The following is a 26,352-nucleotide window of genomic DNA, read 5'->3' as shown; positions in this document are numbered from 1 at the left end:
TTTGCTAGTATATCTGGCACCGGGTGCCAATCACGCTCAGTGATACGCCCGGTTTTTTTCTTGTTGTGTCCACTTCCCACTAATTGCGATACGCAATGCAGCCCGCTGCACCATTCATTCAAACCGCCCATAAGCGCATTTATCACTTTGTCGCAAATCAGCCACTAACATTCGGCGAGACCTGGGGGGTGGAGATGCGCAGAGATATATCAGGGCTTAACAGGGTTTCGACCACTTCGGCCGTCTGAGCCAGATGCTTACGGCTATCATTCACCGCATCCTGAAGTACTTTGTCCTCCGGCTCGACCGCTCGAGCAACGCGCTCCACGATCTGCGTCAGAGACTGACTGACGTTAAGCAGAGCCTGGCCGTCTTCCTGCTCCTGGGATGCTTTTGGGAGTGCCTGCAGAATCTGCAAGCCAATGGGCAGGTCAGATGAAGGTTCCTGCATTGTGCTCTTATCGATTTGCTCAGTGTCAGCGGCTGCCTGATCCGTCTCGACGGGCTTATCCATGGCAGAGGAGTCAACGGCACTCGTTGCCATGGCCTCGGTGGCCGTGGTCTCCGCCATTCTTGCCTCCCCTTGCTCGGCGGCTGACGCAGCGGCCTGATTGGCAGAAGCCAACTGGCTGGTATCAGCGCTGGTGCTGGTATCGGTTTTACTCTTGCTGCCACTGCCGAGAATATCGGCGATACGGTGCAGCTCTTCGGTCAGCATGCGCAACTGCTGCATGGCACCTTTGGTCATGGATTCAGGCATGCCGCCTATGAGCTTATTCAGGGTTTCAATCTGCTTTTTCAGGCCGCGTAGCCGCTCACGCGCCGTGGCTTTTTGCTGTTCCTCAAGTTGAGAGCCGACCTGCGTTGCTTCCTCACTCGCCGTGGTCGTCGGGTTCAACTCAAGCGCCAGAGAAGACTGCTGCGCAGCGGCCGATAACGAAACCCGGTCTTCTGCAGAGGATGAGCTGGCAGTAGCGGTACTCGCGAGAATCTGGCTAGCGTGCGCCGGGCTAGAAAGTACTGGACTAGACACAGTACCCGTTGCCGTAGAGGCTTTCTCCTGCCCGACAGTCTGCCAGGATGATGTGGTTGTTACTTGCGTACCTTGAATGGTTCCCATCGCGGCTCCCTGCTCCTTGGCCAATAACAGGTTATCGACGGGATGGGCCCAGTCTTCAATGAAGCCTTTGCGTGAAAGCGCGAGTATTCATGAATTCTATCGATAGCACCTAGTGCAGAATCGGCCTACAGAGTCAGTCATCACAGCGTTAGGGTAAAAATGTGCAAGCATTTGGCAAAAATCACCCCTTCAAGGAGAGACCTGATGAAACGACTGACTTCACTCGCTGCGGCCCTGCTGGTCACCGCGTCCACCTGCGTTAGTGCCGACTCCATGACGATCAGCCCCAACGCCAGCCATGAAGTGATGATGGGCTCGCCTGACTTCTTCACCGGGCAGGTGATGGTTGAAATGCAGTTTCCCGCCAATGACACTCACACCAGCAGTGCCGGTAAGGTGACATTCTCTCCCGGCGCCCGTTCCGCCTGGCATACACATCCCGCCGGTCAGTACCTTATCGTCACCGAAGGCACCGGCTGGGTGCAGGAATGGGGTCAGGAGAAGCAGGTAATTCAACCCGGCGATGTTGTCTGGACACCACCCGGTGTAAAGCACTGGCATGGCGCGACTGATAAAACCTCGATGAGCCATCTGGCACTGACCTCGCAGTCAGAAGGTAAGAAGGGGGTCGAGTGGCTGGAACAGGTCAGTGATGAGCAATACACCGGCAAGTAATAATTCCCCGTGACAGCTCCAAACAAAAACACCGCCAGCAGGCGGTGTTTTAACTTTCGATAAGTGCTCGCAATACATCAGGCCGCCGCTTTACGTCCCAACAGGCTAAGCCAAAGCCCTGCCAGAGCAATCAATGCCGTCAGTGCGCATACCGCCAGCCAGCCGCCATGCTCCCAGAAATACCCACCAATTGTCCCGGTGATGCTGGAGCCAAAGTAATAGAACATCAAATACAACGACGATGCGTGTCCTTTCGTGCTGCCTGCCAACGGGCCAATGGCACCGCTGGCCACCGCATGGCCGATAAAGAAGCCAATGGTGACCAGCGCAATACCAAGAATGATCACCGGTAACTGGTTATCCAGAGTCAGCAAAACGCCCGCCAGCGTCGCTGTAAAACTGATCACAAGGCTTTTACGCTGGCCAAATCGTGTGGTCAGGTTACCGGCGACGGTGGAAGACACCATGCCCATGCCGTACACCAGAAAAATCAGGCTGCGTGCCGTCTGGCTCAGCTCAAACGGCGCTTCAGCCAAACGGAAGGATGCATAGTTGAACATGGTAACGAAGATGCTGGTAAAGACGAACCCCAGGCCGTAAAGGCGCTGCATCTGCGGATTGCGAAGATGCTCTCCCCAGGTGCGGAAGTGATAACTAAGCGGCTGCTTGCGCTGGGCGACGAAGTTTTGCGAGCGTGGTAACAAGAAGGCGAACCCAACGGCGGCGACAAAACACATCACGCCCAACGTCCCGAGCGCCGTCTGCCACGAAGCAAACTCGGTAATAACGCCCATGCCGACCCGGCCCATCATGGCACCAAAAGCATTACCGGCAATAAACAGCCCCATCACTTTGCCAAGCTGAGCAGGTTCGATCTCTTCCGCCAAATACGCCATCGCAACAGCAGGCACACCACCCAGCATCACCCCCAGCGCCGCACGGGAGATCAGCAAGGCATGCCAGCTCGGCACAAGGGCTGCGATGATGGTGAGCACGGCTGCAACCGTCATCGATGCCAGCATCATGCCGCGTCGTCCCATACTCTGGGAAATGGCCGCCGTCACCATAATGGAACAGGCGAGAAAACCGGTGGTCAGCGACAATGCCAGTGATGCCGCGCCGGGGCTTAGCCCGAAGCTTTGAGCAAATGAGGGCAGCAGCGGCTGCACACAGTAGATCAGAGAGAAGCAGGCGAAACCTGCCAGAAATAAGGCAATCTCGACGGCTCGGTAGGCCGGTGTGCCCTTGCGAATCCAATGTGCGCCCTCTTCCTCACTGGGAATCGGCGTATCGGTCGGTGTGCTGATGGCCTGGTTTCGGATGCTCGGGCGAGTATCGTCTGCTGCCACTCTGGAATGAGTAGCAGCGGGCTTTTCGAGGGTATCTGTCATGATTAAATTCTTCTGCATAAGACGTGTGTGCTCACGGGTGCAAGAGTTGCTGAACCACCTGTCTGCTGATCCGCACGACTTCTGAGTTAGTGCGATGAAATGAGTATAGGGTTCTGCGTACCAGTCATCTAATATATGCAGATTACATTCTCAATAGCTTTTACAGATACCATAGCAACTACGGGGTTTGGAGCAACGATAAGGCCACGATGGAGCTAAGATGGAGCTACCATGGAACTACGACACCTGCGCTATTTTCTGACTGTTGCTGAAGAGCTGAACATGACGCGAGCTGCCGCACGACTCGGCATTGGTCAGCCGCCGCTTAGCCAGCAGATCAAAGATCTGGAAAAGGAAATGGGCGTTAAGCTCTTTCACCGCATACCCCAAGGAGTCGAGCTCACTGAGGCAGGCACAGCTTTTCTGGAGAAGATCAGACCGATTCCAGGGTTGGTGAGCCAGGCCGTGCAAGCCGCTCAGCGTGCAGGTCGGGGAGAATCAGGCATGTTGCATCTTGGCTTTAACGGCACGGCGGCGATAAACCCGATCTTTCCCAAAGCGATCCGTGCATTTAGGGAGCGCTATCCTGAGGTTGCCCTTCGTCTTGATGAGGCCAACTCGGTGCGGTTAATTGCCAGCTTAATGGATGGCTCCGTCGATGTGGCGCTGCTACGGCCCAATCCCAGTGATCCTGAAGAGTTGCAAACCTATCCGTTGGTCGATGAGCGACTTATCGCAGCATTACCGGATGACTGGCTTAGAGATCCTGAACGCTGGGGGCTTGGCTTTGCCGAGGATGGCAGTGTGCATTTGCCCAGCCTTAAAACGGCGCCCATGGTGCTGACGCCCCGGAATCTGGGAATCGCGTTGCATGATGAAATTCTCAAGGTCTGCCGTGATGCCGGGTTCAGTCCGGTGCTGGGCCAGCCTGCGCCACAGATTGCCTCTATTCTTTCCATCGTTTCCGCTGGCATGGGATATTCCCTGCTCCCCGAAACCATGCAGCAGCTTTCGGTCAAGGGCGTGAGCTTCCGGCACATTCATGGCGAGCCGTTACTCGTTCACCTGTCGATTATGTACTTGCGCTCAAACCTCTCGCCGATAGTGCACAATTTCGTTCAACATTTGCGCAATCAGGCATCAGGGTGATTAGCCAATAGTCGTAAATTCGGTCAGATATCAAAAGACACGCAATGCATAAGAATATTTAAAGTTGACTTAAATGCGCATCTGGCTCAGTATCGTCGTAGCTCAAAAGTAAGTCTCTATTTATCCTCTCCAGTCGTTGTGCTTTTTCCAGTACCACGTCCTGTAGTAGTGAAAATGTAAGTTTATTTTTTGGCGTTAAATGCCATGTGGCAGCACTTTCCCAAGAACAGGATATGAAAAATGTCTAACACCGTTACTGGTACCGTTAAGTGGTTCAACGAAGAGAAAGGTTTCGGCTTCATCCAGCAGGAATCCGGTCCTGACGTATTCGTTCACTACAGCGCAATCGTTAGCGAAGGCTTCAAAACTCTGGCTGAAGGCCAGCGCGTTGAGTTCGTAGTAACTCAGGGCAAAAAAGGTCCTCAGGCTGAAAACATCGTTGTTCTGTAACGATTAAGCCTAAAGAAAAAGCAGGCCAAGGCCTGCTTTTTTTATGCCTGAAATTTCACTCTCACCGACTTCAACGCCACACAGCTCCAGCGCCTTACCCTGTTAGCGGCGATCAGGCCATACTCATTCAAGCGTCAGTTTCATCTCTGAAACCAGTGAGCGAAATCCAAGCTTTTGATAAGCCCGAATGGCTGCAGTGTTCTCGCTATACACCTCCAGGTAGAAATCCTTTACTCCCTGACTTTTACCCCATTCCAGCAAAGCATTAATTAACTGCTGATTAATCCCCTGCCCACGAAATGCCTCTTCAACATACATAAAACCCAAATAACCATGTTGACGATGCTGTAAATGCGCCTTTGATTCGCGTATCTGCAGATACCCCACCGCGATGACTTCACCCTGATATTCCCCGACCAGAAGCTCGGTATGCACATCCGAGATCAGAAAATCGAGATCATAATAATGCGCACCCTTTTCTTTAATAGCAGCATTAAAAGGTCGCTCAGCACCTATGACCTGTTGTTCAAACTCAAGCAGTGTGGCTTTGTCTTCTTGAATAGCAGGTCGAAAATCAATCAGAACATTACTCATTAGCGGCTCACTTTCTTATTCAAGTGACTTCTCTGTACATCAACCTTAGAACTTATCTCAGGCTCTGCAGCGATACAAACCGAACCAGCCCCAACCGTCATGCTCAGGTAGATTGAGTGAAAGTTTGGGAGGATCACACCGTGTTTGAGTGGATTATGCAGCCTGAAGCGTGGATGACATTATTGACGCTCACAGCGCTTGAGATAGTACTTGGTATCGACAACCTCATCTTTCTGTCCATCCTTGTGAACCGCCTGCCGGAGCATCAGCGTCAGCGTGGCCGCTTAATTGGCCTGGCGCTGGCATTAGTAACACGCCTCCTTCTGCTTTTAAGCCTGAGTTGGGTAATGAAGCTGACCACCCCGCTATTCACTCTGCAGGGGAACGAAATTTCAGGACGAGATGTGCTGCTGATCGTCGGCGGGATTTTCTTACTCTGGAAAAGCACTCAGGAAATTCATCAGGCGCTATCAGAAAGTAGCGAGGAGCATGCCGGGACGGCTAAATCCGCCTCGTTTCTCTGGATCGTGCTGCAGATTGCCATTATCGATATTGTCTTCTCACTGGACTCCGTTATTACCGCCGTTGGTCTTTCTCAACATTTAGCAGTGATGGTAATCGCGGTGATTATCGCCGTACTGATTATGATGATCGCTGCCAGGCCCATCGGCGATTTTGTCGAGCGCAATCCAACCCTCAAGATGCTGGCCCTAAGCTTTTTGCTGCTGATCGGCATGTCACTGATTGCCGAAGGCTTTGATGTGCATGTGCCCAAAGGTTACATCTACTTCGCGATGTTCTTCAGCACCGGCGTTGAGCTGCTAAATCTGCGCATGCGCCGCGGTAAAGAAAAGCTTAAGCACCTGTCGCCACCCAGACCCTGAATCCGAAAGAAAAGACATATCGAAAATCCGGAATCTATCAGCAAGGCTTCCGGATTTTTTTATACCCAGAGATCAGACGATGCGGGTCATGACTATTCTGTTAAACCTGCTTACTTGGCCGCCAATATGGGATATCGCCGAGAACTACTGCCGAATCAATAGCGGCACCTGCTCCACCAGTGAATCAATCAGCAAGCGTATACGATGGGGCAAATATTGGGTTTTCGGCCAAATAACGTAGATATCGACGGATTTAACCCGCTGGCTTCCCATCACCAGACTTAGCTGGTTATTGGCAAGGTAGGAGGAACCCAGCCAGTCCGGCAGCCATGCCAGCCCGCCACCTTCAATGGCTGAATCGGCAATGACCTGCAGATCGTCATAGACTTCATTACTGGGCGGATAAACATCGACAAACTGGCCATTGTCATCACGAATAATCCAGGGTTGCAGCTTGCCCGAGCGCCCATACAGAATACCGCGATGTTTGTGTAAATCGTGAATCGACACAGGCGTGCCGTGACGTTGCAGATACTCTGGCGATGCGAAAATCGCCATATGCTGCTCGGTGATTTTACGCCCAATCAGTGCGGTGGAATCTGCCAGCATGCCGACTCGAATCGCCAGATCAAACCCTTCGACCAGCACATCGACCACACGGTCAGACAGCTCCGTTTCAATCTGAATATGGGGATGGGTTCTGGTCAGCGAGCGCAACACGGGAGCAACGCAGCGCCGCCCGAATAGTACCGGGCAACTTATCCGAATCTTCCCCTCCGGCCCCACCTGGCCATCGCGCAACTCGGACTCCAGTGCATTTAAGTTGCCGTACATGCCCAGGCAATGCTCGTAATAAAGCCCGCCTTCATGGGTCAGGGTTTGCTGCCTTGTGGTGCGGTGAAAAAGCTTAATGCCGAGGCGTTTTTCAAGCTTAGCGATGGATTTGGTAATGGCTGAACGGGTCAGGTTCATCCTGAACGCCGCGCCAGAAAAGCTGCCTGCCTCGACCACCGTGATAAAGGTCATGATGCCGTTAAAGCGCTCTTCCCACGGATTACGGTTGTTCATCAGGGCTTTTCCTTTTCAAAAATCGCGGACGTACATTCCCGAAGGTGCAGCTCATGCCCGTTTAATTGCTTCCTGAAAGTACACAATGTGCTGATTTTTGGTCAACCTCGGGGCCCAAAATTCTTTGTAGGATGGTGTTGTTCCCGATACCCACTGACCGACACCCCCAGCATTTTTATGCACTTCAGCACAAAAGGCAGAATGATGATGAACCTCGCAACCGTGCAACAAGCCCCCGCTGTTAACCGTAAACGCTACGGCGATACGCTGGTCACCATGCTGAGTGATGGCTTTCTTGATGTGTCGTTTGAGCTTTTGGATGGCATTAAGGCCAATGAGGCTGAATCGCTATTAAGCCAAAAAGGCATCGCTCCGCTGCCGCGCATCAATATCAACGTCTTTGTTATTCAAACGGCAGGCCGCACGATTCTGGTCGATAGTGGCGCGGGCGGCGTCAACGGCTGGGGAGGACGGTTGCCGCAAGCACTCTTTGCTGCAGGTATTGATCCTTTGTCTATCGATACGGTGCTGGTGACCCACGCCCATCCCGATCACATCGGTGGTCTGGCAGGCCCGCTGGCATCTCCGGTATTTCGTAATGTGCAGGCGCTTTATGTGCAGGAAAGAGAGCTTGCCTTCTGGCGTGATGAGGGGGTTTATGCTCAGGCGCCTAAAGACTTCAAACCTTTTATTGATCTGGCCCGCAATGCGTTTAACGCCTATGACGAGAAAATCGTCACCTTTAACAATGAGGATGTGCTACCCGGCATTCAGGCCGTGCCGCTCTTTGGGCATACGCCGGGCCACACGGGCTATCTGATTGGCGATCAAAAAGAGTCGCTGCTGATCTGGGGCGATATTGTCCACTTCCCCCATTTGCAGATTGCCAAACCCGACGTCACCATCGCTTTTGACAGTGACCCGCAGCAAGCCGCTGCCGTGCGCAGTAAACTGCTTGATCGTGTCGCGACAGATCAACTCTCGATCAGCGGTATGCACTTTAACCTGCCGGCCTCCGGCAAAGTCTCGCGTCAGGCGGGTGAATATGTCCTGCAGTACGATACCTGGTCGCCGGTGATTTAAAGCTTGGATGCCCTTCGCAAGCCCTGACCATCACGGCTTCGATCATTTGCCACAGATAAAAAAACCGGTGAGCACCTGTAAAGCGCTGACCGGTTTTTCATTTCAACCTGAATCATCAGGCCGAAGGAGTCTCAGGAAAATTGTTGGTTCAGATACGCGATGATGTCTTTTGACTCATACATCCAGCGGGTCTGGCCATTCTCCTCAATACGCAGGCATGGCACCTTGATGCGGCCACCGCCCTGCTCCAGCTCCTGGCGATGGGTGGGGTTGTTTTTCGCATCACGGGTTTCAATCGGCAGATTCAGGCGATGCATGGTGCGGCGGGTTTTCACACAGAACGGACAGGCACGGAACTGATACAGCGACAACGAACGGGTCGCCTGCTCCACTTCTGACTGCGCCTCTGCGCTGCGTTTCATTTTACGGGGACGGCTGACCAGATCACCGAAAATGACCAGCTCGCCCAGACCTAAGCGCAATGCCTTAACTAACACTGTGAACTCCTCAAGGTATTCGATGGGTCACTACTGCGCAGTCATGCACAAACCCAGAGGCGCAACAGTTTACCTGATGTTGTGGCCTAAACCACGGCTTCCCATCTAATTGCGCAATGCAGGCAGGAATGTGCAGCCGACGTAACATGGCCGCCCAGCGCCAATCCCTCTACTCCCTGTTTTAAAACAAACCCCACCAAATCAAGCGATAACCACGTTGGAAAAGCTGATCTGCATCAACGGTGCAATCTTGATACACCCTTCTCCCTTTATAAATTCCTTTTCAGCAGCCAGATACTCAACATGGGTGAAATAGCGCAGTTACCACATCCATGACCAGAACTGTGGCAGTCCTGATAAGTACGACGTCAACACACTAACAATAAGCGTTTCCCTACGGCGCGGCTTCCTCAAAGGTGCCTCGCGACGGACAAACGCAATGGACATATCGTCAAGGAGAAGTCCCATGCTGAGCAGATCACTTGCTGAAAATGATGCCCAGGCTATCGCTCACTTCGTTTCTGCCTGTGAGGATGGCAAACACTTCTACGTTCACGCTCTGAAGGAAGTCAAACTCAAGGACTTGCGTGACCTTTTCCTGGACCTGGCCGCCGTGCGCGATGAAATTGAAAAAGCGCTGGAGCCGGAATACGAAGCGCGTGTCGGAAAACCTCTGCGCCGCCATCGCAGTTTTGAGGGTCGCATTAATGAATGGTTCGCCGAAGCGCGGGAATCCCTGCAGGACCCGGGTCGTGAGAACTACTTTCTGGTGAAAGAGCTGGAAGAAGCCGAAGACCGCACCCTGATCGAGATGCAGCGTGCCATTAATGATGTGCTGGACCCTAAACTGAAAAACCGCATGAATGATTTTCTGACCCTGATGCACAAAAGCCATCAGCAGATGCTGACGTATAAACGCGGTATGGAAGGCGACGCCCGCCCCTCGTTTTCCTGAGCAGATACAACGTCAAACGCTGCCAAGCCAGGCAGTTAACCACTCAGCCCGCCGTGCATAGCCTCCGCACAGCGGGCTTTTCTTTGCCTGGGCCAACCTCAGTAAGTGCAGTTCTAACGCTCAAGAAAGGGTTTCACCTCAGGTGTCCGCACCTGCGGTAGTTGGCATACATACTGATATCAGAGCCTTTCACACCATTCGTACTAAGATAGCAGGTGCCCCCTTACGACTCGCGCCGCCCATCAGCGTGCCCAACAACGACAACGACAACGACAACGACAACGACAACGACAACAACCACTGTCGATAAAGGTTATTCCCGCAGCCAATCCACCGAGCAGACAGATCAGCGAGCCGCCGCTGGCACCCGGGAAGGTAATGACAGAAACCACAAGGGTATCGATTGCCTTTGATAAAACCGGAGAACTCAAGATCCGTTGGCTACGTCAGCCGTGTTCCGCCCTTGCCCCGCGCCTGATCCATCGAATAGCCTGCCGCACCGATTTTCTCGGCACTACTCGTCAGATCGAAAATCAATCGCGCCTGACTCCAGTCGGGCAGATAAGGCTTGATGGTTTCACAAGGCAGCTTGTGCGGAAGCGGCAGATTGAGGCGAGCATCACTCTTGAGTGCTGAATTCGCTAATAGGTCGCCATTGATGATGGCTTCTCGTTTAAAAAGTTAATAGTTACGTATAGGAGTGTTTATGCATTGATAAATTGTATTTTGAATTTTTACAGGCTTTAAAATTAAAAATTTATATATTATTGATGGAAAATATATAAATAAAAACCAGCATTCATTGCTCACGCACTATTACTACTCTCTCCGGTGGCTAATGCAGAATTGATCAAATGAGACATTCTTAAGCACTCAGGGATTTTTCCATGTAGTGTTGACTGTGCCAAGACTATAGCGGCCACCTCTGTGGAACATCCCTTTACCTGAAAATAGTATCCATCCTTTTGAAGGACATCCCCTGCACGGTGTAATGCAGCAAACCTTTTATCGCTGTGTGGCAGATTCTCAATTGCTTTCTTAAAAGCATCCATATCAGGAGCTTTTCTCATAACGGCAATGCAAGGGATTTTTAGTTCTTCAGATAGCTTGCTCAGATCAAGAGTATTGAAGCCACCAAGCGTAATACCATCAATCAGGACCGCGTGAAGCTGTCTATAAAACTTACTATTAAGTATCATCTGAGAAATTTTTTGGGTGGCATCCATGCCATCTTGAGTAATATCACTTTTTAGCATGCCCTCAAATCGTGTACCCGTGCAAATAATACCTGTGATTGACACAAGATCAGGCTGACCAATATTAAAAGGCATATCATCGATGCCTATTGTTCTGAGTGTTCTTTTTCTTTCTATTGCCCTTTCTATATTCATCATTGTTATTTTTCTAAATAGGTTTTAGGGAAGTATGAGTCAATTAATTCATTGCTTAATAGTCTGTCTTTCTGAAAATCGACTGTCTCGGATACACAAACGTATTTTCTGAGCGGCTCAGGAAAGTCACTTATTTCTGAAAAAATAGAAGGAATTAAGTGTCTATAATAGTCTCCCATGCTGTATGTTCCGTTGTAGCCTACAGGGGTGTCGTCCCCTTCTTTATACCCTTCAATTCCTCTGAAAAGATATAAGCCTTTCCTAATGACTAAACTTAGATCGCTTAATTTCTTGTTTCTTGAGTTTCCATCTAAAAGAGCCTTTTCTACCTCCTCTTTGGTTAATGCTTTCAAATTGAATGATGTTATTTTTTCTTTATGCGAATACATAAAACTGCTATAAATATCTAACGTGTAAGCTCCATTTTTATCTGGATAAGGTGTGTAGTTTGTTAACTCCTCATATAAATACTCGCTTATTTCATCTAATCCTAATCTCCAGTCTTTAATTGATTGAAGGGATATTGGAATATCTCCCCAGCCAAAATTTTTCATTAAGGCTATGTGCCCATTTTTATCCATTGCGTACCAGTCTATTCTGGTATAGAAGTCTGGTTTAAATCTACTTGTGTTCACTCATCAATCCTCAGAAGAGGGCCTGTAGGTGTTCGGAAAGTAGGAGTCAATATGCTGACTTTCTATTAATCTATCTTTATTGAAGTCAATGCTATTTGAAATGCAAACATATTGTCTAAGTGGTGCGGGTAGTTCACTTATTTTTAGATACTCAGTGGGCCTTAAAAATCTATAGTAGTCACCCATTTTGAATTCTCCATCGAATCCTACTGGTGTATCATCACCCTCCTTGTATCCTTCAACGCCTCTATAGGTGAATATTCCTTTTCTGGTAGCTGCGCTTAAAGGGCTATTTTTTGGATTTATAGAGTATGTTTCCAGCAAGTCTCTAACAACCTCATCTCTTGAAAAAGTTTTATATGATTTTCCACCTGGCTTTTTATATGAATATATTACACTTCCATATATATCCAATTCAAAACCACCATTTTTATTTGGATAGGGCTTATATGGAGTAAGCTCTTCATTAATGTACTCATTAAGATCATCTAGTCCCTGAAGCCAGTCCTGAAGTTTTTGCAGAGAATATGGTATATCACCCCAGCCAAAATTTTCCATTAAGGCTATGTGTCCATTTTCATCCATTGCATACCAGTATATTCTTGAGTTGAAGTCTGGTTTAAATCTACTTATGTTCACGCATCAATCCTCAGAAGAGGGCCTGTAGGTGTTAGGGAAGTAGGAGTCAATATGCTGGCTTTCTATTAATCTATCTTTATTGAAGTCAATACTATTTGAAACGCAAACATATTGTCTAAGTGGTGCGGGCAATTCACTTATTTTTAGGTACTCAGTGGGCCTTAAAAATCTATAGTAGTCACCCATTTTGAAATCTCCATCGAATCCTACCGGTGTATCATCACCCTCCTTGTATCCTTCAACGCCTCTATAGGTGAATATTCCTTTTCTGGTTGCTAAGCTTAAAGGGCTATTTTTTGGTTTTATAGAGTATGTTTCCAGCAAGTCTCTAATAACCTCATTTCGTGAAAGAATTTTATATGGTTTTCCACCTGGCTTTCTATGTGAGTACATTACACTTCCATATATATCCAATTCAAAACCTCCATTTTTATTTGGATAGGGCGTATATGGAGTCAATTCTTCATATATATACTCATTAAAATCATCCAGCCTTTCACTCCACTCCTGCAGTTTTTGCAGAGAATATGGTATATCACCCCAGCCAAAATTTTCCATTAAGGCTATGTGCCCATTTTTATCCATTGCATACCAGTCTATTCTTGTGTAGAAGTCTGGTTTAAATCTGGCTTCTTTTGTCACAGTATTCTCCAGGGTTAGCCCCCGAATAAAATTCGCATACATTCTCCTGAGTTGAGAACTATTAATGCTTCATTTATATTTAGGTTTCTTGTTCGCCACCTTTAACTCTATTGGCCGAAGATTTCTTAGCTACTAGATCACGTTGGAGCATATTTTTTAAGCCCTCTCTCAATTCCTCTGTGGTATAGAATTCTTCAAATAGCTCATAGGCAACATTGCTATCAGTACAAAAAGTACGATTATCGAATTCGTCATCACCAATTAACGTCACCCCACTAAAAGGAGGCTCTGTTGGATCCCACCATTCACGAATCCTATAGTAATAGTTGTCGTCGTTTGTGGTCGCTAAAATTTTAAATTTTGTTTTAAGTGATATCATCTCTAAAAATTTAACGTATCCACTATCTTGAGGAAACTTATATAACTTGACCATTCCTCCATCATGAAGCACTTCGGCAATAGCATCGTTGATATTGCTCCAAACAGGTCTCTCAACATTGTTGGCGCCATTTGATGTTTGACTTCTGTAACATAGGTAGAAGCAAGTTGACTCGCCAGAAAAAAGCTCCATTGTTTTTCTCATATTAATATTGCCGATGAGTGTACATCTCGGACAACCGGCATTTTATTTAGACATATTTATTATTGTTTAATATTTTTGGTAGTTCAGTCTTTAGTTCCAGCGTCCCATAGAAAGCGCCCGGAGGCGCTTATCAAGATCATAGCCTTAACTATGGCCGACAAGACTGGGCACTAACGCTCTGTTTTTAACAAAGCTTCATAATGGCCAAACTCAGGATAGGCTTCATAATTTCCCGAAGCATCAAACGAATCAGTGCCTTCTTGCGTGGTTTTAGTAATGTGATCAGTCATTGTTACACTTACTGAACCGCTTTTATTAAAATAAAAAATTGTACTTTTACTCATGGCCTTATCTTCGCTATGACTTATATACTCACTATAGTTAGCCATCGAGAGAAATAAAGTTTTTTCATCTAATTCCACAAAACTGTAAGATAGTACTATCCTTAAAAAATCGTCAAAGAAATTTACTCCGATAAAATTAGTTTCTTTATTCACTTCAATAGCTACTTTCGGTCGATAGAAATCACCAAAAAGCACTGTATAGGGTTTTCCTTGAGTATGAGCCGCATGAGCGGTTGCTTCATCCATCTGTTCTATAGGCACCTTGTAAGCGGAAGCCCAACGAACGCAATAAAATATTTTTAGTTTATTCATATCCCTTCGCTTATATCCCTGATACAGATTTTTCTAAGAATATTGAGTGGTTACTTAGAAGCACACGTTGCCTCTATGTCATAACCTAAATAGTAATCCCCTTCCCAGAGTTTCTGATCACGCTCAGTCACACTGAAATGAATTCCTTCCGAAGTACTACAGTAACCAGCACTCCATGATGCGGATTCCGTCGTGGAATTGCCGATTTCGGCAATCGCCAGCGTGATGTCATGATCAGTCATGACCGGGTAAAAATGCCAACCACTATCGCGATTGACTGCAGCACGATCAGGTATCAACCCATTACAGCTATTCTGGTCGGCTTTGCTATCACTGATCTGCGCACTGAATATGGCATCAGTATCAAGGTCATGAACTTGCAGCGCCGTTCCCGCAGACAAGTGATCATTTTTTGAGGCAAGGCAGGCACCATCAAGCCAGCCAAACTCCTGCGTTACGGCACTGGCACTTTGGCAAATAAGTACACCGGCGAACAGACATGTGACGAAAATACGCTTCATGAATTTGAGTACCCATCGCAGATAACAAAGAATTGGGACAGCCCCGGATTTTGCCATAAAAAAAGCGCCCGAAGGCGCTTATCTCAAATGCTGTATCACTCACTTAAGCTTCTTTCATTCCAGATAACGGCTGATCTCAAGGCCAGAGCCTACCGGCAGCATGACACTGCTAACTCCAGGTAGCTTACGAATGGCATTGGCATAAGCAGTCACATTTCCGCCCGCGCGTGAGGAAATCATGTTATCAGCAACGATAATCGCCCCTTCATTCAGCAGAGGATAGAAGGCTTCAAGACAAGGCACATACAGCTCTTTCCAAAGATCGAGCAGAATAAAGTCAATCTTCTGTGTCATGCCTTTCAGCATTTCAACGGCATCTCCCACACGAAAATCGATGACGTCTGCAAGGCCGGCCTCTTCCGCCATACTTTTGGCGTAACGAGATTTATAATCGTGCAGCTCCAGTGTGGTTACTTTGCCACCGACAGCTTTCGCGGCCTCTGCCAGCCAGATACCGGAATAACCAAAGCTGGTCCCGATCTCAACCACATGCGGTGAATCCAGGCTACGAACCAACGTATTCATCAATTGGCCTGTTGCAGGGCCAACCGCACGCATCCGCTGATCTTGCCCGCCGTCGCGCCCACCGGGTGGCTCTACCCGGGGTTCATTACGCTCTTTTGTAATCCGCTGATGATAGGCATCAAGTACTGCCTCCACACGAGCATCCATAAAGCACTCTCCTCATAGATCGTTGTCGAGAATCATTATCAGTCATGCAGACAGGAAGAAAGAGGAAGAATGTATGGCGGTGTATGACGGGAGATAGCAGAAGCTTCTGCGTCAGGAGACGCCCTTACGCCAAGTCGAACAAAACACCCGTTCAGGGGTTTGAATAAAACATAAAGGGATCAAACTCTTCGTCAGTTTCGGGATCTTCAGGATTAAACTTAGTCATCTGCGTCAGGCTCACCTGCCGATGAGTATCTTCTATTTTCTCATCGAGTAACTCCGCGAGAAGCTGCTTCTCATGAGTACTGATATTCATATTAAAGAGCGAAGTCAGATCTTTGGAACTGCCGTGACTTAACAGGTCCAGCGTGACATAAACCCGGTCATCAACCTTATCACGATGGTCAAAATCCCCCTGGATACCTAGTGCCTTTTTGAGGATCTTACTGCCAAGAATGGATTTGTAGCTGAGAGGCATATCCGATTTCAGGGTGTCATCAAAGTTTTTCACCAGACGGTTAATCAGCTGATTATTGTCTTCAACACTTGGGTCTTTAGCTTTCTCAATCGCCAGTTTGGTCTTGTTGTACTCAAACAGCTCAATGTAGAAGCTTTTCATGGCATGGCTTACCGGCTGGGTATCTTTACAGTTTCCAAATACCAGTTTTTTGCCGTGGGAATTGGCAACAGAATAATAGTGGTTGTTCGCACCATCATTCATTGGTTCAAGCATCATCGCCAAGTTCACATTACGGTCTTTTAACAAGGCACTGGCCACTGCCTTGTTCGCATGGAGGTAGAAGTTCCCATTTGGCTGGCTAAGGTTATCTTTGAGTAATTGCAGCCGTTCCTGCGCCGCTTCCTTACCTTCCTCCCCAAAGACCAGACAGATTTTAGTGCCATTAGGATTACCACCCTCCCAACAGGCCAGCGCATTCTTTATCTGGTTATCGTGCCCTCGTTGGGTAACCACTTTGTCGTAGTAGCCATCCAGCTTGCTCATAAACTCTTCTTTGCTCATTACCTCACCGCCGATTTTGGCGTAGGTCGTCTCGTAGAGTTCACACAGCTTTTCTTTATCCTGCTGAGTCAGTGTCGGGCTTTGTGCCTGCCGGGCACGTTCTGCATGAGTAGAGTTCAGGTGATTCGACGGATTTACATCCAATTGACCAGAGTTAAGAGGGCTGCCAAGACGCATGGGAATTCCTAAGCTGTATGAAAAACCACGTTCTTTGTAGCAAAAAAGGAGCAATAATTCCCTACATCTTGCAATGGTTTATACAACAGCTTGTTGCAAGTAGTTTAGCCGTATAAAAAAAGCGCCCGAAGGCGCTTCCTGTCAGCATCTAAAGCTTAGCTTCGCACCGGTTTCATCGGCGCAATGACCACATTAATGCCTTTGTCTTTCATGCGTTTGACGGTGGTTGCTGGCGTGCCCTGGTTGACGATCACCACATCAAACTCGGTGAGGTCAGCAAAGCTGTGCAGCGCGCGGCGTTCGAACTTGGTGTGATCGGTGAGAAGAATCCGCTTTTCAGCAGATTCGAACATGGCGCGCTTGGTTTCGACCATTTCTGCTGACTGATGAAAGACACAGTCATCAATAATCGCGGACATGGAGACGAAAAACATATCGGCACGCAGGTTGGCAATTTCATCGCGGGTCATGCGACCCATAAAGGCGTTACACCAGTTATAGAACTGGCCACCAAGCCCCATTAGTGTGATATCCCGCGCTTCTTTCAGCTCGGTCATCAGCGTCAGGGAGTTTGTGATGGCTGTCAGTGGCGCCTTGGCGGGCAGGAAGCGCGCCATTTGCAGCACGGTGGTGGAGTCATCAAAAAAGATGGCCTGACCAGGCTCGATGTAACTTGCGGCGACTTCGGCGATCGCGCGCTTTTCCGCTAATTGGCGGGTGGCCCGATACACATCACTGGATTCCACCAGACTGGTCGGTGTCGCCGACACCACGCCCCTCGCCTTGCGCAACAAGCCGCGCTCAACCAGTTCATCGATATCACGATGAGCGGTCATCAGGCTGATGCCGAAGCGGTCGGTGATGTCTTCAATGCGGATAGCGCCTTCACTCATGACGGCTTCGACGATCAGCTGACGGCGGGCTAACTGCCTTGCCTGACGGCTATCGCTCGGGAGCTGCTCTGCCATGAATACATCAACGACACTGTCCTGTGCGCTTGTGGCCATATGAAATCCAGAGGCTTTTCAAAAAAGCCGTTATTGTCTTTGTGATCTGGCTTCTTTACAACGCTGATCTTCTTAACGGCAAAATCAGCCTGGTAAAAAAGCCAGAGGCCATCCGAAGATGACCTCTGACGCTTTGCTTATTCAGACAGTACGAAGGGAGAGGTGTACTTGTCTGCGTTGTCTTTGGTGATCAGCATGCAATCGAACAGCTGCTTCTCGTGGTCTACGCCGGTTTTACCGGTTTTGATCACGCTGTCAGCCTGCTTGACCGCGGCTTCTGCGAAGACCGCCACTGGCTGCAGTACGGTGTAGGCCATTTCACCGGCTTTCACTGCGTCAACCGCATCAGGTGAACCGTCAAAACCGCCGACTTTAACGCCGTCCAGTTTGCCCGCTTCTTTCAGTGCCGCGATGGCGCCCAGTGCCATTTCGTCGTTACCGCTGATAACGCCGTTGATGTCTGGATTCGCCTGCAACATGGACTGGGTTTTGTTGTAACCCTGAGTACGGTCCCAGTTGGCAACGTCTTTACCAACGCGCTTCAGGTCCGGGTACTGTGACAGCACGGTTTCGTAACCGTTGGAACGGGTCGCGGCGTTGTTGTCGGAAGGCGCACCGAACAGCTCAACGTATTTACCGGAATCGCCTACTGCTTCAACCCACTGCATCGCACCCAGAGCAGCGCCCTGCGCGTTGTTGGATACCAGCTGGGCTTTTGCCAGACCGGCCTGGTTCAGCTCGGCGTTAACGATAATGACAGGAATACCTGCCGCGACGGCTTTCTTCACCGCACCGACAGAGCCGTCAGCGTTGGCTGGGTCAAGAATAATGGCTTTGGATTTGTTGGTGATCGCGGTATCGATCATCTGGCTTTCAGTGTTGGTATCGCCCTTGTGACCGGAAACCGTAGCGGTATAGCCCATGGACTCAGCCGTTTTCTTGGCAACCTGACCCTCGGTGTACCAGTAAGGGTTGGATGGGTCGTTAACGATGATAGTCATCAGGCCGTCTGCCCAGGATGCGCTGGCGAACAGCATCATGCCGGAGGTAGCGGCTGCCATCATTAAACGCTTGCTCTTATTCAACATGTTGCACACTCCATTTATTGTTTTTGGTTCGGGTGCCGACAGTTTGCGGCGAGGTTGCGCTGCAGCCTTGGGTTTCCCCTCCACTGCAGCAGGGCTTCACTTACGGGTTATTTCCCACGGCTACCGTATTGCAGGCTGTTCAGAAGAACCGCCAGTACGATGACCGCACCAGTAAAGACGGTCTGCCAGTAGGCGGAGACGCCGATAATGACCAGACCATCAGAAAGAAAACCGATAACAAAAGCACCGAGCATGGTGCCGCGGATGTTACCGCGACCACCGGTCAGAGCAGCACCGCCGATGACCACAGCAGCGATAGCCGTCAGCTCATAGGTGGTACCTGCCGTTGGGCCAGCCGAGGTCAGCTGTGAAGACAGCACCAAACCTGCGATGGCCGCGCAAATACCGGAAAGCACATAGACAGAGACTTTGACACGCTTGACCGGCACACCGGACAGTTCAGCGGCACGTTCGTTGCCGCCGGAGGCATACAGCCAGCGACCAAAGGCGGTACGGCTCAGCAGGAAACCACAGGCCAGGGCAATCACCGCCAGAACGATAACGCCGATAGGCACATCAAACAGACGGTTAAAGCCCAGCCAGTCAAAGCCGGTGTTACCCAGCTCGGGGCGACCGCTCAGCTTGTTGTAGGTCAGACCGTTCGTCATCAAAAGCGCGATACCGCGAGCCACATAGAGTGAGCCCAGAGTAGCGACGAACGCAGGAACACGGAAATAGGCAATCAGTACGCCGTTTACCAGACCGACAATGGCGCCCAGTGCGATGGTCAGAATCACCACGGCCCACAATGGCAGATAGAGAATCACGCCCAGGGATTCGATATTGATGCCCTGCATCAGGAAACCGGCGAAGACACCGGCAAGGCCTAACGTCGAACCAACGGACAGGTCGATACCGCCGTTCAGAATCACCAGCAGCATGCCGATCGCCAGCAGGCCGAAGATCGCCACGTGGGACGCCATGGTCAGGAAGTTGCCCACGGTAAAGTAGTTAGGCGACAGGAAAGAGAAGACGGCAATAATCACCAGCAAGGCGAAAAACGCACGGCCTTCCAGGAGCAATCGCGTAATGTTCATGGCAGGCGAAGTGCCACTGGACTGGCTCCCGGCTGGAAGCGCTTGGGTCTTGTCAGTCATGGTAAAGGGCTCCGTTTTTATCTTATTTTTAGGCAACGAGCGACTCACCGGAGGCTGCCATAATTCGTTCTTTAGTCACGTTGGAGTCAAAGGTCGCGGAGATTCGGCCTTTGTGCATCACGATGATGCGATGAGCCACGCTCAGGCACTCACCCACTTCGGAGGTGGAATAAACCACCGCGAGGCCTTTCTTGGCATTCTCCGCCAGCAGTTTGAACACCTCGGCTTTGGCGCCGATATCAATACCGCGGCTGGGCTCATCCAGCAGCACCACTTCCGGGTTGGTCGCCAGCATTTTGCCGATAACGACTTTCTGCTGGTTACCGCCGGAGAGTGAACCAATCGCCGCTTCACCACCGGCGGTTTTCACCGTGACGTTACGGATGGAGTCATTCACCAGCTCTTCTTCACGCTTGGGTGAGGTGACCAGTTTGCGAGTGAACTCGCCGATGCTGGCCAGTGACAGGTTCTCGCCAACGGTCATGGTTTGCACCAGACCATCACGCTGACGGTCTTCCGGCACCAGCACCAGGCCATTGTTAATACGGTCAGAAATCGTCAGGCCGGCAATGTCCTGCCCGTTAAGCAGAATGCGACCGGAATGAGGCTTCATGCGCCCGGCGATGCATTCCATAAGCTCGGTACGGCCAGCCCCCATCAAACCGTAAATGCAGACGATTTCACCGGCCTGCACTTCCAGTGACAGGTTATCCACGACGTTAAAGCCGCTGGAATCCTTCACCACCAGATTCTCGACCGTCAGCGCAACCTCTCCCATGGCATAACCGGTGGGCGGAGAACCGAGGTCAAAATGCTCACCCACCATGTTGCGCACGATCCACTCAAGATCGATGTCGCTGCGCTTGGCATAGGCGGTCATCACACCGTCACGCAGTACCACCGCGTGATCAGTGACTTCCAGCGCTTCTTCCAGGTGGTGAGAAATATAAACAATGGAAACGCCCTTGCTGGTGAGGTCATGAATCACCTTGAACAGCACTTCCACTTCAGAAGCAGACAGCGCTGAGGTCGGCTCATCCATAATCAGGATGCGGGCATTCACCGACAGAGCACGGGCAATCTCGACGATCTGCTGCTGACCCAGACGCAGGTCTTCAACGGGGGTCAGCGGATCAATATCCTCTTCCAGCTCGGCCATCAGTTCGCGGGTGATGCGCTCTTCCTCAGCGAAGTCCACGCCACTGCCCTTCATGATTTCACGACCCATAAAGATGTTGTCGCGGACATTCATGTTGGGTGCCAGGCTCAGCTCCTGATGGATGATGGAAATGCCGCACTCACGGGCTTCCGTCGAGGAATTAAACACCTTGGACTCGCCATTCAGGACGATCTCGCCCGAGGTCGGCGTGACAACGCCTGAAAGAATCTTCATTAGGGTCGATTTACCGGCACCGTTCTCACCGAAGAGTGTGGTGACCTGACCGCGATGGATCTCGAAGTTCACACCTTTCAGGGCATGGGTCGAGCCGTAAATCTTGGTAACGTTGCGCGCTTCGAGCACAACTTCGCTGGTGGAAGTCGAGGTCATTTCACTTCCATCCTTACTGGCGTAACCAGCCAGTTTTTAGGGTTCAGCAAACGAAAGGCACCGGTGATCTCGACGGTACGGCCAGCAAGATCAGCGTTATCAATATTCTTGAGAACCCCTTCTTTCATCGCATCGTTAATTGCCGCGCCGGCGTTCTGGTACTCAATCTGGTTTTTGAAGTCGCCAAACTTGATGTCGCCTGTGGCATCACGCAGGTCTGTGCCGTTAATGGCCGGGCCTGTCTGCACGCGAATTTTCACGTTATCCGGCACGCCATCGACATTGACGTAGTAGGTGCCCATGCGACCTTCACCAACCACTCCGGTAAAGCTCACGGGAATCACCGGCATGGGAGAACCGACACCGTACTTCTTCACCGCTTCGGCTTTGTTGTCCGCCAGCGCCTGGGCCAGAGTGGCAGCATCCACCGCACGGCTTTCAATACTTTGCTGAACGATCGGGAAGGTTTTGGTGCCATATTTCTCAGGGGAGAACACCTGCTCCTGAACATCTTCATCAGAGCCGATCTTGACGACCTTGGTGTCGATAGCGATAGCAGCAAGTAACACGAGGACTGCCGCCGAAGCGATGGCAACCCGTTTTCTCGTCCTGGACGACACCTGCACGGAAAGCGCAGATACATTACTCATGTTGTAGACCTCGTATTTATTCTTGTTGTACGTCAGGGTCCGGCAGTGACCACTCAGCTCACCCGGCATGAAGGTGAAGGACTGAGCTTAAATCGAGGTATCAGCACAATCTTGTGTGATGGTTGCCGGGACCTAGCGCTACCCATTTCCGTTCTGATGTTAGAAATGTGATAACTGATTGAGAGAAAAATGTTATATCTCAGCGCCTTTGTCAACCAATAACATCCCTTTTTTTAGTCCTAGACCTAAGTCTAACACTCACAAAAAACAGGGTTTCAGAAGGCTAAAAACCCCTTCCCCGTGTCTTTTTTACCACCTTAACCTTCGACAAAAGTGCAATAGGCGCTATTCAATCCTGCCGCTCAAAAACTCCGAAAAAATCCTACAAATCATTGATAAATAAAGATTTAACCAGAATAAATGAACCAATCATCAGTCCCCTGCGATGCTTTGGAGTGTCGTTAACTTACAAGACCGCCAGCGTTAAAACGTCTTATCCGGGTGATGGCGGAATATTGAAACAAAGGTTGATTGACACTCCGAGGATCGAATGAAATAATTTTTTTAATTAGAAAAATAATTCATTCTTAGTGTTATCTTAATGAGATATAGTGAGAGCCTTTCTGCTATCTTTTTGATAGAGACCTAACAAAAACAGGCATTCGCAACGCAGGACTTATCATAAGTCATCGGGATTCCCTTGAATTTCGCCTGCCAAAGCAAGCCGCCCAGGCAAAAAGCTCACTCTCGGATAGCCGCTAAAAACGGGATAACAATAACAATGACCACACAATCCACTGTTCTGACTGCCCGTGATCTTCGGGTGGCCCGGCGCTGCCTCTGCTGCGGAGGTCTTCATGAGTAATAAAGACATCATTGTCGGTATAGACTCCGGCACCTCTGTCGTCAAAGCCGTTGCCTTTACCCTCGAAGGTCGCCAGCTCGGTACTGCCTCTGTTCGCAATACCTATAAAAGTGGCAAGGATGGCTCCGCGCTTCAGTGTATGGAGCAAACCTGGCAGGACTGCGCGAAAGCCGTTCGTGGTTTATCGGAGGTGATCGACAACCTGTCAGCCCGTGTGGCGGCCGTGTCGGTGACTGCTCAGGGCGATGGCACCTGGTTAGTTGGGAAGGATAACCGCCCGGTCGATGATGCCTGGATCTGGCTGGATGCCCGCGCGGCGTCCACCGTAAAGAAACTCTCCACCGGCCCGCTGGCTCGCGCCCGCTTTGAAGCAACGGGCACCGGGCTCAATACCTGTCAGCAGGGCTCACAACTCGCGCACATGGATCAGCACCATCAAAGTCTGGTGGATAGCGCGGAAGTCGCCCTGCACTGCAAAGACTGGCTTTATCTGAATCTCACCGGTGTTCGCGCGACAGACCCTTCAGAAGCCAGCTTCACTTTCGGTAACTTCCGCAATCGCCAATATGACGACACGGTGATCGACGCCCTGGGTTTACAGCATCGCCGTCATTTATTGCCAGAAATTATCGAAGGCACCCAGACCACTCATCCCCTGACCGAGTCGGCAGCGCAGGCCACCGGCCTGCTGGCGGGCACGCCTGTGTGCCTGGCTTATGTGGATATGGTGATGACTGCGCTGGGCGCGGGTGTTCATACCGGTGATGCCAACACCGCCTGCTCGATTGTCGGCTCGACCGGTGTTCACATGCGCGCGGTGACTTCAGACCAGGTACATCTGAATGATGCCCAGACCGGCTATGTGATTACCCTGCCCTCCGCCAACTGGGTGACGCAGGTACAGACCAACATGGCCTCGACCCTGAATCTGGACTGGATTCTTAAAGTCGCGCAGGACCTGATTAACGATTTCGGCGGCGACACCAGCCATGCTGCTCTGGTCAAACATATCGACCGCTGGCTGGCCGCTTCTCAGCCCGGCACCCTGCTGTATCACCCCTATATCTCCGAAGCCGGCGAGCGCGGCCCCTTTGTTAATGCCGATGCCCGTGCTGACTTTATCGGCCTCAAATACAGCCACGGCTTTGCCGACCTGCTGCGTGCCGTTGTGGAAGGCATGGGCATGGCCGCGCGTGATTGTTATCAGGCGATGGGGGCTGGCGCTCCCAGAGAATTACGCCTTTCTGGCGGTGCCGCACGTTCCGGCGCCCTTCGCCAGATTCTCGGTGCGGCGGTTGGTGCACCGGTACGTATCAGTGAACGTGAAGAAGCAGGTGCTGCCGGTGCCGCCATGATGGCCGCCGTGGCTATCGGCGCTTTCCCGACAATGGATGACTGTATCGCCACCTGGGTAACGCCATTGCTGGGCACAGCGGAAGCCGCCGATGCGGCGCTGATGGAACGCTACGCCAGCCTTTACCCAAGCTATCAGCAGACGCGCGCGATGTTACCGCCCGTCTGGACACAAATGCAGGCCCTGAACGCCAACCGCGGCTGAACTCACCCTTATTGATGGCAGAGCATGGAATGGTGCTCTGCAAGGAGTAAACAATGTCTGATTCACCCATGCTGGATCTGTTTGTTATCGGTGGCGGAATTAACGGTGCAGGTATCGCCCGTGATGCTGCCGGTCGCGGCCTTAAGGTCATGATGTGTGAGAAGGATGACCTGGCACAGGGCACCTCCTCACGCTCCGGCAAGCTGGTCCACGGTGGCCTGCGTTATCTTGAATACTATGAATTTCGTCTGGTGCGAGAAGCGCTGATCGAACGTGAAGTGCTGCTGAACTCCGCCAGCCATATTATTTGGCCCATGCGTTTCGTGCTGCCCCACAGCCCTCAGGACCGGCCGGCTTGGTTGGTTCGCCTGGGTCTTTTTCTTTATGACCATCTGGGAGGCCGCAAAAAGCTCCCCGGCACACGTACTTTGAACCTGCATCGTGACCCGGAGGGTACGGCGATTCTGGATCAGTACAGCAAGGGTTTTGAATATTCTGACTGCTGGGTCGATGATGCCCGCCTAGTCACGCTGAATGCGGTGGATGCCGCTGAGCGTGGCGCGACAATACTGACCCGCACCAGCTGTGTCTCGGCAGACCGCAAGCCGGATCACTGGGTGATTACCCTTAAGGATGAAAACACCGGCGAGACCCGTACCGTCAACGCCAAGGTGATCGCTAACGCCGCGGGCCCCTGGGTGCTGAATATTGTCAGCAACGTCACCAAAACCCACAGCTCACGCAAAGTACGACTGGTTAAAGGCTCGCACATCATCGTGCCTAAGTTCTGGGAGGGTCAGCAGGCCTATCTGGTGCAAAACCACGACAAACGCGTGATCTTTATCAACCCTTACGAGGGTGATAAAGCGCTGATCGGCACCACGGACATTCCTTACGATGGCAAGGCAGAAGAAGTCACGGCCGATGAGACGGAAATTCAGTACCTGATGGATGCCGTCAACCGCTACTTCAAGGTGAAGCTGCGCCGTGATGACGTACTGACCAGCTTCTCCGGTGTGCGCCCGCTGTTTGACGATGGCAAGGGCAACCCTTCAGCAGTCACCCGCGATTACGTTTTTGATCTGGATGAAAATGGTGGTGCTCCGCTGCTACATGTATTTGGCGGCAAAATCACCACCTTCCGCAAACTGGCAGAGCATGCCATGCAACGTCTGGCTCCCTTCTTCCCCACCATGGGAGATGACTGGACGTCTGCTGCCACCCTGCCCGGCGGCGAAATCCCTAATGCGGATTTCGAAACCTTCTCCCAGAAACTCAAAGAGCAATATCCCTGGATGCCACGCGCCCTTCGCAAGCATTACAGCCGTCTCTATGGTGCGCGCACCAGGGATCTGGTGGGCAATGCCGAATCCCTGAGCGATCTTGGTCAGCATTTTGGCACGGAGCTGTATGAAGCCGAAGTGCGCTATCTGGTGCAGAAGGAATGGGTACAGCAGGCAGAAGATGTTCTGGTTCGCCGAACCAAGCATGGCCTGCACATGACCGATGAGCAGAAAACCACCTTCACCACCTGGTTTGATCAGACGTTTGTGGCTTCCAGCGCCACCGTTCAGGTCGCAATGAGCTAACCCGATCGCCTTGCGCCAAGGAGTTT

The 26,352-nt window shown here is 50.8% G+C and carries 28 protein-coding genes; 9 read left to right on the top strand and 19 right to left on the bottom strand.

Features of this window, described 5'->3' with window-relative positions; translation table 11 throughout:
* Positions 1-157: 157 nt before the first annotated feature.
* A complete protein-coding gene (locus ACKC9G_RS00285; protein ID WP_411402760.1) occupies positions 158-1,120 on the bottom strand; it encodes a hypothetical protein in 963 nt (320 codons plus the stop codon).
* A 204-nt stretch (positions 1,121-1,324) separates the two neighbouring features.
* Between ACKC9G_RS00285 and ACKC9G_RS00280 the strand changes: the two genes are divergently transcribed.
* Complete coding sequence (locus ACKC9G_RS00280) at positions 1,325-1,795, top strand: cupin domain-containing protein (protein WP_411402758.1); 471 nt, start codon at positions 1,325-1,327, stop codon at positions 1,793-1,795.
* A gap of 77 nt (positions 1,796-1,872) precedes the next feature.
* Here ACKC9G_RS00280 and ACKC9G_RS00275 read toward each other — a convergent pair whose 3' ends face one another.
* Positions 1,873-3,186, bottom strand: coding sequence for an MFS transporter (locus ACKC9G_RS00275; RefSeq protein ID WP_411402756.1), 1,314 nt, complete (start codon positions 3,184-3,186; stop codon positions 1,873-1,875).
* Between the two features lie 231 nt (positions 3,187-3,417).
* Between ACKC9G_RS00275 and ACKC9G_RS00270 the strand changes: the two genes are divergently transcribed.
* A complete protein-coding gene (locus ACKC9G_RS00270) occupies positions 3,418-4,335 on the top strand; it encodes a LysR family transcriptional regulator (protein WP_411402754.1) in 918 nt (305 codons plus the stop codon).
* 240 nt (positions 4,336-4,575) lie between these two features.
* On the top strand, positions 4,576-4,785 hold the full coding sequence (locus tag ACKC9G_RS00265) for a cold-shock protein (protein WP_411402752.1): 210 nt from the start codon (positions 4,576-4,578) through the stop codon (positions 4,783-4,785).
* A 123-nt stretch (positions 4,786-4,908) separates the two neighbouring features.
* On the opposite strand, the gene ACKC9G_RS00260 is transcribed toward ACKC9G_RS00265, so the two are convergent.
* Positions 4,909-5,379, bottom strand: coding sequence for a GNAT family N-acetyltransferase (locus ACKC9G_RS00260; RefSeq protein ID WP_411402750.1), 471 nt, complete (start codon positions 5,377-5,379; stop codon positions 4,909-4,911).
* Between the two features lie 116 nt (positions 5,380-5,495).
* On the opposite strand from ACKC9G_RS00260, the gene ACKC9G_RS00255 reads away from it, so the two are divergent.
* Complete coding sequence (locus ACKC9G_RS00255) at positions 5,496-6,263, top strand: TerC family protein (protein WP_411402748.1); 768 nt, start codon at positions 5,496-5,498, stop codon at positions 6,261-6,263.
* 144 nt (positions 6,264-6,407) lie between these two features.
* Here the strand turns inward: ACKC9G_RS00255 and ACKC9G_RS00250 are convergent, their stop codons facing one another.
* Positions 6,408-7,331: a LysR family transcriptional regulator gene (locus ACKC9G_RS00250; RefSeq protein WP_411402746.1), complete on the bottom strand. Its 924-nt coding sequence runs from the start codon at positions 7,329-7,331 to the stop codon at positions 6,408-6,410.
* A gap of 204 nt (positions 7,332-7,535) precedes the next feature.
* On the opposite strand from ACKC9G_RS00250, the gene ACKC9G_RS00245 reads away from it, so the two are divergent.
* Positions 7,536-8,414 (top strand): MBL fold metallo-hydrolase, encoded by an 879-nt coding sequence (locus ACKC9G_RS00245; RefSeq protein ID WP_411402744.1) that lies wholly within the window; start codon positions 7,536-7,538, stop codon positions 8,412-8,414.
* A 131-nt stretch (positions 8,415-8,545) separates the two neighbouring features.
* On the opposite strand, the gene ACKC9G_RS00240 is transcribed toward ACKC9G_RS00245, so the two are convergent.
* Complete coding sequence (locus ACKC9G_RS00240; protein ID WP_411402742.1) at positions 8,546-8,911, bottom strand: glutaredoxin family protein; 366 nt, start codon at positions 8,909-8,911, stop codon at positions 8,546-8,548.
* Positions 8,912-9,377: 466 nt separating this feature from the next.
* Between ACKC9G_RS00240 and ACKC9G_RS00235 the strand changes: the two genes are divergently transcribed.
* Both ACKC9G_RS00235 and ACKC9G_RS00230 read left to right on the top strand, forming a co-directional pair.
* A complete protein-coding gene (locus ACKC9G_RS00235; RefSeq protein ID WP_411402740.1) occupies positions 9,378-9,866 on the top strand; it encodes a DUF2383 domain-containing protein in 489 nt (162 codons plus the stop codon).
* Between the two features lie 378 nt (positions 9,867-10,244).
* Positions 10,245-10,502 (top strand): hypothetical protein, encoded by a 258-nt coding sequence (locus tag ACKC9G_RS00230; protein ID WP_411402738.1) that lies wholly within the window; start codon positions 10,245-10,247, stop codon positions 10,500-10,502.
* Between the two features lie 170 nt (positions 10,503-10,672).
* Here the strand turns inward: ACKC9G_RS00230 and ACKC9G_RS00225 are convergent, their stop codons facing one another.
* From ACKC9G_RS00225 to ACKC9G_RS00160, 14 genes are all read right to left on the bottom strand, one after another.
* Complete coding sequence (locus tag ACKC9G_RS00225) at positions 10,673-11,260, bottom strand: DUF99 family protein (protein WP_411402736.1); 588 nt, start codon at positions 11,258-11,260, stop codon at positions 10,673-10,675.
* A 2-nt stretch (positions 11,261-11,262) separates the two neighbouring features.
* Positions 11,263-11,892 carry a hypothetical protein gene (locus ACKC9G_RS00220; RefSeq protein WP_411402734.1) on the bottom strand — a complete coding sequence of 210 codons (630 nt, stop codon included), beginning with the start codon at positions 11,890-11,892 and terminating at the stop codon, positions 11,263-11,265.
* Positions 11,893-11,895: 3 nt separating this feature from the next.
* Positions 11,896-12,531 carry a hypothetical protein gene (locus ACKC9G_RS00215; RefSeq protein WP_411402732.1) on the bottom strand — a complete coding sequence of 212 codons (636 nt, stop codon included), beginning with the start codon at positions 12,529-12,531 and terminating at the stop codon, positions 11,896-11,898.
* A gap of 3 nt (positions 12,532-12,534) precedes the next feature.
* Complete coding sequence (locus ACKC9G_RS00210) at positions 12,535-13,173, bottom strand: hypothetical protein (RefSeq protein ID WP_411402730.1); 639 nt, start codon at positions 13,171-13,173, stop codon at positions 12,535-12,537.
* A gap of 79 nt (positions 13,174-13,252) precedes the next feature.
* Complete coding sequence (locus tag ACKC9G_RS00205) at positions 13,253-13,744, bottom strand: DUF6911 family protein (RefSeq protein ID WP_411402728.1); 492 nt, start codon at positions 13,742-13,744, stop codon at positions 13,253-13,255.
* 182 nt (positions 13,745-13,926) lie between these two features.
* The gene (locus ACKC9G_RS00200; protein ID WP_411402726.1) at positions 13,927-14,412 is read right to left on the bottom strand and encodes a hypothetical protein; all 486 of its coding nucleotides are present in this window, start codon (positions 14,410-14,412) and stop codon (positions 13,927-13,929) included.
* A 50-nt stretch (positions 14,413-14,462) separates the two neighbouring features.
* Positions 14,463-14,933: a hypothetical protein gene (locus tag ACKC9G_RS00195; protein ID WP_411402724.1), complete on the bottom strand. Its 471-nt coding sequence runs from the start codon at positions 14,931-14,933 to the stop codon at positions 14,463-14,465.
* Between the two features lie 114 nt (positions 14,934-15,047).
* Positions 15,048-15,665 (bottom strand): O-methyltransferase, encoded by a 618-nt coding sequence (locus ACKC9G_RS00190; protein ID WP_411402722.1) that lies wholly within the window; start codon positions 15,663-15,665, stop codon positions 15,048-15,050.
* 151 nt (positions 15,666-15,816) lie between these two features.
* On the bottom strand, positions 15,817-16,863 hold the full coding sequence (locus ACKC9G_RS00185; protein ID WP_411402720.1) for a hypothetical protein: 1,047 nt from the start codon (positions 16,861-16,863) through the stop codon (positions 15,817-15,819).
* A 155-nt stretch (positions 16,864-17,018) separates the two neighbouring features.
* Complete coding sequence (locus ACKC9G_RS00180; protein ID WP_411402718.1) at positions 17,019-17,870, bottom strand: DeoR/GlpR family DNA-binding transcription regulator; 852 nt, start codon at positions 17,868-17,870, stop codon at positions 17,019-17,021.
* A gap of 137 nt (positions 17,871-18,007) precedes the next feature.
* Complete coding sequence (locus ACKC9G_RS00175; protein ID WP_411402716.1) at positions 18,008-18,958, bottom strand: D-ribose ABC transporter substrate-binding protein; 951 nt, start codon at positions 18,956-18,958, stop codon at positions 18,008-18,010.
* Positions 18,959-19,065: 107 nt separating this feature from the next.
* Positions 19,066-20,115: an ABC transporter permease gene (locus ACKC9G_RS00170; RefSeq protein WP_411402714.1), complete on the bottom strand. Its 1,050-nt coding sequence runs from the start codon at positions 20,113-20,115 to the stop codon at positions 19,066-19,068.
* A 28-nt stretch (positions 20,116-20,143) separates the two neighbouring features.
* Positions 20,144-21,664: a sugar ABC transporter ATP-binding protein gene (locus ACKC9G_RS00165; RefSeq protein WP_411402712.1), complete on the bottom strand. Its 1,521-nt coding sequence runs from the start codon at positions 21,662-21,664 to the stop codon at positions 20,144-20,146.
* On the bottom strand, positions 21,661-22,314 hold the full coding sequence (locus ACKC9G_RS00160) for a DUF2291 family protein (RefSeq protein WP_411402710.1): 654 nt from the start codon (positions 22,312-22,314) through the stop codon (positions 21,661-21,663). The genes ACKC9G_RS00165 and ACKC9G_RS00160 overlap by 4 nt, the downstream gene beginning before the upstream one ends.
* A gap of 857 nt (positions 22,315-23,171) precedes the next feature.
* Here ACKC9G_RS00160 and ACKC9G_RS00155 point away from each other — a divergent pair.
* Both ACKC9G_RS00155 and ACKC9G_RS00150 read left to right on the top strand, forming a co-directional pair.
* Positions 23,172-24,737, top strand: coding sequence for an FGGY-family carbohydrate kinase (locus ACKC9G_RS00155; protein WP_411402708.1), 1,566 nt, complete (start codon positions 23,172-23,174; stop codon positions 24,735-24,737).
* A gap of 53 nt (positions 24,738-24,790) precedes the next feature.
* Positions 24,791-26,326, top strand: coding sequence for a glycerol-3-phosphate dehydrogenase (locus ACKC9G_RS00150; RefSeq protein ID WP_411402706.1), 1,536 nt, complete (start codon positions 24,791-24,793; stop codon positions 26,324-26,326).
* The last annotated feature ends 26 nt before the right edge of the window (positions 26,327-26,352 follow it).

It is taken from the genome of Pokkaliibacter sp. CJK22405, assembly GCF_046614695.1.
Taxonomy (GTDB): domain Bacteria; phylum Pseudomonadota; class Gammaproteobacteria; order Pseudomonadales; family Balneatricaceae; genus Pokkaliibacter.
The sequence above is the reverse complement of the archived record's forward strand: the minus strand, read 5'-3'. Positions and strand labels throughout refer to the sequence as shown.